This window comes from Streptomyces sp. NPDC007095, from assembly GCF_040634475.1.
In the GTDB taxonomy this organism is placed as follows: Bacteria; Actinomycetota; Actinomycetes; order Streptomycetales; family Streptomycetaceae; genus Streptomyces.
This window is the reverse complement of sequence record NZ_JBEYFS010000361.1, coordinates 1-7710: the sequence shown is the minus strand read 5'-3', so window position 1 is coordinate 7710 and position 7710 is coordinate 1. Positions and strand designations below refer to the sequence as shown.

Annotated in this window: 6 protein-coding genes; 4 read left to right on the top strand and 2 right to left on the bottom strand. The window is 71.3% G+C overall.

What is annotated here, in order from left to right; translation table 11 throughout:
- Position 1: 1 nt before the first annotated feature.
- Together ABZ656_RS54670 and rsmH are read right to left on the bottom strand one after the other, a co-directional pair.
- The gene (locus ABZ656_RS54670; RefSeq protein WP_101405640.1) at positions 2–607 is read right to left on the bottom strand and encodes a hypothetical protein; all 606 of its coding nucleotides are present in this window, start codon (positions 605–607) and stop codon (positions 2–4) included.
- A 22-nt stretch (positions 608–629) separates the two neighbouring features.
- A complete protein-coding gene (gene rsmH / locus ABZ656_RS54665; protein ID WP_101405639.1) occupies positions 630–1586 on the bottom strand; it encodes a 16S rRNA (cytosine(1402)-N(4))-methyltransferase RsmH in 957 nt (318 codons plus the stop codon).
- 437 nt (positions 1587–2023) lie between these two features.
- Here rsmH and ABZ656_RS54660 point away from each other — a divergent pair, with 437 nt between their 5' ends.
- From ABZ656_RS54660 to ABZ656_RS54645, 4 genes are all read left to right on the top strand, one after another.
- A complete protein-coding gene (locus ABZ656_RS54660) occupies positions 2024–2572 on the top strand; it encodes a carbonic anhydrase (protein WP_101405638.1) in 549 nt (182 codons plus the stop codon).
- Positions 2573–2837: 265 nt separating this feature from the next.
- Positions 2838–3872 (top strand): MoxR family ATPase, encoded by a 1035-nt coding sequence (locus ABZ656_RS54655; RefSeq protein ID WP_101405637.1) that lies wholly within the window; start codon positions 2838–2840, stop codon positions 3870–3872.
- A complete protein-coding gene (locus ABZ656_RS54650; protein ID WP_101405636.1) occupies positions 3872–5233 on the top strand; it encodes a DUF58 domain-containing protein in 1362 nt (453 codons plus the stop codon). The genes ABZ656_RS54655 and ABZ656_RS54650 overlap by 1 nt, the downstream gene beginning before the upstream one ends.
- Positions 5230–7617: a DUF3488 and transglutaminase-like domain-containing protein gene (locus ABZ656_RS54645; protein ID WP_360279747.1), complete on the top strand. Its 2388-nt coding sequence runs from the start codon at positions 5230–5232 to the stop codon at positions 7615–7617. The genes ABZ656_RS54650 and ABZ656_RS54645 overlap by 4 nt, the downstream gene beginning before the upstream one ends.
- Positions 7618–7710 lie beyond the last annotated feature (93 nt).

Here is a 7710-nt window from a genome sequence, read left to right as displayed (position 1 = left end):
GTCACCTGCCGGGGGTCGAGGAGGGCTGCGCGGACGGGGTGGGGGCGGGGGTCTGCGGGGTCGGGACCCGCGGGGTCGGGGTATGCGGGGTGGCGGTATGCCGCGTGGCGGTATGCGGGGTGGCGACGCCGGCGGAGGGGACGGCGGCCGCCGGTGCGCTGGTGGCCGGGGCCGGGGCCGTGGTCTGCGTGAGGGCGAGGACCTCGGGCGGGCGGACCACCGGGGTGCGTGCGGAGGACTGCTGGGCGGCCGTTCCGGGGACGCCCTTGACGCTGCCGTCCGGGTTGAGGAAGGCCGGGTCGCCGCCCGGCACCATGCCCAGCTCGTGGGCGCGGCGCTGGAGGGCGTCGGGCGCGGAGTAGGTGTCCACGTCCCGCTGCAGCGCCTGCTCCTCGTCGGTGAGACTCTTGGTGTCCCTCTGCAGGTCGTCCAGGCGGAACGAGCCCTCGCTCAGCGCGGAGTTCAGCACGAGGAGGCCGATCAGGCCACCGCCGAGCAGGAGCACGACGAGCAGGACGAAGGGCGTGCGGGCGGCATGGCCCCCGCCGGCGGGGAGGAGCCGGGCGAGCCTGGCGGCCCGCCCCCTGAGTTCGGGTTTCCTACTCACTCGATCTCCCCCTCCTGGTGCCTCACTCGGCGTCCTCGCGGATGCGCTGGGCCCCGCGCAGCCGGGCGGGGGCCGCTCGCCGGTTCTCGGCGACCTCTTCCTCGGTGGGAAGTTCGGCACCGCGCGTGAGCAGCTTGAGCCGGGGCTGGTAGCGCTCGGGGACGACCGGCAGACCGGGCGGCGCGGTGGTGGCGGCACCGGCCGCGAACACCTGCTTGACCAGCCGGTCCTCCAGCGAGTGGTACGACAGGACGGCGATCCGGCCGCCGACCGCGAGCGCCTTCACGGCCGCGGGAATCGCCCGCTCCAGGACGCTGAGCTCCCCGTTGACCTCGATGCGCAGCGCCTGGAAGGTGCGCTTGGCGGGGTTGCCGCCGGTGCGCTTGGCGGCCTGCGGCAGGGAGTCGCGGATCAGCTCGACGAGCCGCGCACTGTTGCTGAAGGGTTCCTTCTCGCGTTCGCGCACGACGGCGGAGACGATCCGTTTGGCCTGCTTCTCCTCGCCGTACGCGCGCAGGATCCGCACCAGTTCGCCCGGCGGGTAGGTGTTGAGCACCTCGGCCGCGCTGATGCCGGTCGTCTGGTCCATCCGCATGTCGAGCGGGGCGTCCTGGGCGTACGCGAAGCCGCGGTCGGCCTCGTCGAGTTGCATGGAGGAGACACCGAGGTCGAACAGGACGCCCTGGACACGCGGGATGCCGAGGCGGTCGAGCACCTCGGGCAGTTCGTCGTAGACCGCGTGCACGAGGGTGGCACGGTCACCGAAGGGGGCGAGCCGCTCTCCGGAGAGGCGCAGCGCCTCCTTGTCCCGGTCGAGGGCGACCAGACGGGCCTCGGGGAACTGTGTCAGCAGCGCCTCGCTGTGGCCGCCGAGTCCCAGGGTGCAGTCGACGACCACGGCGCCCGGCTCGGTGAGGGCCGGGGCCAACATGTCCAGGCACCGCTGGAGCATCACCGGGACGTGTCGACTCTGGCTCAAGGGGCCCTCTCAGGTCCGGCGCGGCCGTACGCACCGCCGGGTCCCCACCCGCTCGAGAAGGGGAGGCCTGCTGGCGCCGGGTGAGTGGCGTCAGCCGACCGGGAGCGGGAGGAGGCCGAGCCGTACGTACGCGCCGCGCACGCGGGGGGAGACGCCGGAAAAACGCCGGGTCTCCAGGGGAAAGCAGTCCAGCAGGGAGAGTCTCGCCTCCCGCTTCGCGTCACTTTAGTCCACGGTGTCTCGCGGTCAATCAACCGGCATGCGCGTCGCGTACCGCTCCTCCATGAACCCCTGATCGAAGCTATGAATCAGCAAAAATCACCTATCCAGGTGATCTCCAAACACCCATGTGGGTTACCTCACAACAAGACGCGATGACGTTCTTTGTCCCCTCTCACAGCAGGACTACTTCGTACGTGACCAGTAACGTCATAGCTATGACGACTTCTGCATCCGTACCCACAGAGCCCGAAGACGCCATAACAACGGGCGGCGGCGTGACCGACCGTCTCGTCGAGGCGAACCAGCAGTACGCCGGCGCGTTCACCGATCCCGGGATGGATGCCCGCCCCGTGCTGCACGTCGCGGTGGTCGCGTGCATGGACGCCCGGCTCGACCTGCACGCCGCACTCGGCCTGGAACTGGGCGACTGTCACACCATCCGCAACGCCGGCGGCGTCGTCACCGACGACGTGATCCGCTCCCTCACCATCAGCCAGCGGGCGCTCGGCACCCGCAGCGTCGTGCTCATCCACCACACCGGCTGCGGACTGGAGTCCCTCACCGAGGACTTCCGGCACGACCTGGAGATGGAGGTCGGCCAGCGCCCCGCCTGGGCGGTCGAAGCCTTCCGGGACGTCGAACAGGACGTACGGCAGTCGATGCAGCGCGTGCGCACCTCACCGTTCCTCCTGCACACGGACGACGTGCGCGGCTTCGTCTTCGACGTGACGACGGGCCTGCTGCGCGAGATCGACCCCGCCTGAACACTCCCACCGAGCCTCTCGTAAAACTTCCTGGGGCCCTCGTGGGACCCTCACTTCACGAAAGAACCCCGACCCACCGGCGCCCAAAGGGTCGCAAGACCTGACATATCGCAGCCAGTTATCCACAGGCGAGTGACACGAACCGGTAACGGCAACAAGAATGCGGTTGTGGCGTCACGCGGAACCTCTCGCGCGTGGTGTCCGTGTTTCGGGGTGGGCCGGTCCGCACAGGGCGTCGGCCCGAGAACGGGCCGAGGAGGGCCGGGTGACGACCTATGACGATCGAGCGAGCCTTACAGATCTGACCGCCACTGTGGAGCGTGTCCGCAGTTCGGTGGAAGGAGTGATCGAAGGCAAGCCTGAGGTCGTACGGCTTTCGCTGACCGTGCTGCTCGCCGAGGGACATCTTCTGATCGAGGATGTCCCCGGCGTCGGCAAGACCATGCTCGCCAAAGCACTGGCACGGTCCATCGACTGCTCGGTGCGGCGTATTCAGTTCACGCCCGACCTGCTGCCCTCGGACATCACGGGTGTGTCCATCTGGGACCAGCAGCGCCGGGACTTCGAGTTCAAACCGGGTGCGATCTTCGCGCAGATCGTGATCGGCGACGAGATCAACCGCGCCTCCCCCAAGACGCAGTCCGCGCTCCTGGAGTCGATGGAGGAGCGCCAGGTCACCATCGACGGGCAGACCTACGAACTGCCCAGCCCCTTCATGGTGGTGGCCACGCAGAACCCGGTCGAGATGGAGGGCACCTACCCGCTGCCGGAGGCCCAGCGCGACCGATTCATGGCCCGCGTCTCCATCGGCTACCCCAGTGCGGAAGCCGAGCTTCAGATGCTGGACGTCCACGGCGGGGTCTCCCCGCTGGACGACCTCCAGCCGGTGGCGCACGCGCACGAGATCGTGAAGCTGATCGACGCGGTCCGCACGGTCCACGTCGCGGAGACGGTCCGGCGGTACGCGGTGGATCTGGTCGCCGCCACGCGCACCCACCCCGACCTCAGACTCGGCGCCTCACCGCGTGCCACGCTGCATCTGCTGCGCGCGGCGAAGGCCTCCGCGGCGCTCAGCGGCCGGGAATACGCACTGCCGGACGACATCCAGGCACTCGCCGTTGCGGTCCTGGCCCACCGTCTGCTCCCCACGGCCCAGGCGCAGTTGAACCGTCGTACGGCCGAGCAGGTCGTCCAGGAGATCCTTCAGCACACCGCCGTTCCCGCGGCGCCCCAGCAGCCGGGCTTCACGATGGGCCGCGGCGTGCCCGCGTACGACCAGCAGCCGCCCCGGAGGCTGTGATGACGCCCGGGGGGACCGGCGACGCCGAGGAGGACAAGGGCGGGCTGCGCACCGCGCTCACCGGTCTCACCACCCGCGGACGCTCCTTCCTGGCCGCCGGCATCGCGGCCGCGATCTGCGCGTACGTCCTGGGGCAGAGCGATCTGCTCCGGGTCGGCCTGTTTCTCGCGGTCCTGCCGCTGGTCTGCGCGACCGTGCTGTACCGCACGCGCTACCGGGTCGCGGGCAGCCGCAGGCTCTCCCCCGGGCGGGTGCCCGCCGGTTCCGAGGCCCGCGTCCATCTGCGGATGGACAACGTCTCGCGGCTGCCCACCGGCCTGCTGATGCTCCAGGACCGGGTGCCGTACGTGCTCGGCCCGCGGCCCCGCTTCGTCCTGGACCGGGTGGAGGCGGGCGGCCGACGCGAGGTGTCCTACCGGGTCCGCTCCGACCTGCGCGGCCGCTATCCGCTGGGTCCGCTGCAACTGCGTCTGACGGACCCGTTCGGGATGTGCGAGCTGACCCGCTCCTTCTCGACGTACGACACCCTGACGGTCATCCCGCGCGTCGAACCGCTGCCGCCGGTGCGGCTGAGCGGTGAGGCGAAGGGGTACGGCGACGGGCGGCAGCGCTCGCTGGCACTGGCGGGCGAGGACGACATCATCCCGCGCGGCTACCGCTACGGCGACGACCTGCGCCGGGTGCACTGGCGCCTGACCGCGCGCTACGGCGAACTGATGGTCCGTCGCGAGGAACAGCCGCAGCGCTCCCGCTGCACGGTGCTGCTCGACACCCGGGGCATCGCCTACGAAGGCGCCGGCCCGGACTCCGCCTTCGAGTGGGCGGTGTCGGGGACGGCGTCGACGCTGGTGCACATGCTCGAGCGGGGCTTCTCGGTGCGGCTGCTGACGGACGACGGCAACTCGGTGCCCGGCGAGGGCGCCGACGGCTTCGCGGGCGCGAGCCAGGAGTCGGCGGACGCGGCCGGACTGATGATGGACACGCTCGCGGTCATCGACCACTCGGACGGCGCCGGGCTCTCCCGGGCCTACGACGTCCTGCGCGGGGGCAACGAAGGGCTGCTGATCGCCTTTCTCGGCGACCTCGACGAGGAGCAGGCGACGGTGCTCGCCAAGATGCGCCAGCGCAGCGGCGGGGCCGTCGCCTTCCTGCTGGACAGCGAGACCTGGGTGCGGGAACCGACCGACGTCCCCGGCCCGTTGGACAGGAGCGAGGATCGACTGCGCATGCTGCGCGAGGCGGGCTGGACCGCCGTGACGGTGCCACGGGGGGCGGAGCTCGCCGATCTGTGGCGGCAGGCGGACCGGCAGCGCATGGGTGCCGCCTCGACAGGGAGTACGGCAGGGGGTGGAGGATCATGAGCGGGCGGGCTCGGCTGACGCTGTATTCGGCGGCGGCCACACTGATGGCGGCGTGCGCGCTGCTGCCGCTGGTCAAGCCGGCGACGTGGATCCTCCAGGCGGCGTTCCTGCTGGCGCTGCAGTCCGGTGTGGGCGCGCTGACCCGGCGGGTTCCGCTGGCCCGGCCGCTGACGGTGGCGGCGCAGGCGCTGGTGACGCTGATGCTGCTGACGCTGGTCTTCGCCCAGCAGCAGGCCCTCTTCGGCTTCGTCCCGGGACCGGAGGCGTTCCGGCATCTCGGCGATCTGCTCCAGGCGGGCACGGACGACGTCGGGCGGTACGCGATTCCGGCGCCGCTGTCCGACGGCATCCGCCTGATGCTGATCGGCGGTGTCCTGGTGATCGGTCTCGCGGTGGACACGCTCGCGGTGACGTTCCGCAGCGCGGCCCCCGCCGGACTCCCCCTGCTCGCGCTGTACTCGGTCGCCGCGGGCCTGTCGGGCGGCGGCTGGGCCTGGCTGTGGTTCCTGCTCGCGGCCGCGGGCTATCTGATGCTGCTCCTGGCGGAGGGCCGCGACCGGCTCTCCCAGTGGGGCCGGGTCTTCGGCGGCGCGCCCCGCTCACAGGGGCTGGACGCCTCCTCGGGCACGGTCGCGCCGGTCCGCACGGGGCGGCGCATCGGCGCGGTCACGCTGGGCATCGCCCTGGCGGTACCGCTCGGCCTGCCCGCCCTCGGCGGCGGTCTGCTGGGCGGCGCGGGGGCGGGCGTCGGCTCGGGTTCCGGGGGCGGCACGATCTCCGCGGTGAACCCGCTGGTCTCGCTCCGCGACAGCCTGAACGTGGACGAGGACCGCCAGGTCATGTCCTACCGCACCAACTCCGAGGACACCCAGGACATGTATCTGCGGATCGTGTCCCTGGACGACTTCGACGGCACGGCGTGGAAGCCGGCCCAGCGGCACATCCAGGATGTGCCGGACACGTTCCCGACGCCGATCGGCCTCGGGGCCGACGTCCAGCGCAGCGAGATCCAGACCCGCATCTCGGCGGCCGACTGGTACGCGCAGGACTGGCTGCCCATGCCGTACCCGGTCAGCAAGGTGAACATCAGCGGCAGTTGGCGGTACGAGCCGGTCGGCCGCACGCTCGTCGGTGACCACGGTCAGAACACGCGCGGCCTGCAGTACGAGGTGACGAGCCTGATCGTGCAGCCGACCGCGCAGCAGTTGGCGAACGCGCCGGAGCCGTCGAAGGCCCTGAAGCGCGAGTTCACCAAGGTGCCGTCTTCGCTGCCGGCGGTGGTGGCCGCCACCGCGCGCAAGGTCACCGCGGGCTCGGCGAACCACTACGAGCAGGCGGTCAAACTCCAGGACTACTTCGCGGTGAACGGCGGATTCACCTACAACACCCAGGTGCAGGTCGGCAGCGGCTCGGCCGCGATCGCGCGCTTCCTGAAGGACAAGCAGGGCTTCTGCGTCCACTTCTCCTTCGCGATGGCCTCGATGGCCCGCACGCTGGGGATTCCGGCCCGGGTCGCGGTGGGATTCACGCCCGGCTCCCCGCAGGCCGACGGTTCGATGTCGGTGGGTCTGAGGGACGCGCACGCCTGGCCCGAGCTGTACTTCGAAGGCGTGGGCTGGACCCGCTTCGAGCCGACCCCGAACCGGGGCTCGGTGCCGGAGTACACCCAGACGGACACGCCCGGGTCGGCCTCGTCGACGGTGCCGAAGCCGTCCACGTCGTCCTCCGCGGCGCCCTCCACCGCCCCGTCGGCCAGCGGCAACTGCCCGGCCGAGCAGAAGAAGCTGGAGGCGTGCCCGAGCCAGTCCGCGCTGGCCACGGTTGGCTCGAAGGACGACGGCACTCCGTGGTTCCAGATCCTGGGATACACACTGGCCGGGCTCCTGCTGCTGATCGTGCCGATGCTGCCGATGCTGTGGCGGATGCGGCTCCGGTCCGTGCGGCTGGGTGCGCACGGCCGCAGTGAGGCGGACGCACCCGCGTACACGCTGGCGACGTGGCTGGAGGTGACCGATACGGCGTGGGACTACGGAATCGTGCCGGACGAGTCCCAGACACCACGGAAGGCCGCGGCGCGGATCGTGCGGCTCGGGCTCCTCGAAGCCGAGGCGTCGGAGGCGGTGCACCGGATGGCCGCAGCGGTCGAGCAGGTGCTGTACGCCCCGCACCCGCGGCTGACGGCGGGGCTCGCGGAAGACGCCCGTCGTGTCACGGACGCTCTCGGCGCCCGGGCGAGCCGCACCGCCCGCCTGCGTGCCCTGCTCGCGCCCCGCTCAGCCGTCCGGGTGGCCTGGGCGGCGTCGGCCTACTGGACGGCTCTGTCGGCTCGGCTGGCGGCGCGCAGAGAGACCCTGCTGCGACGCCCTTCGGGGCAGAACAGCTGACGTCGCACCAACCGCATGTGGCCCGTGTCCCCGGCCGGGACCGGACTTTCACCGAGTGGCTCGCGCGACGCTGACCGTCGCCATGTGATTCCC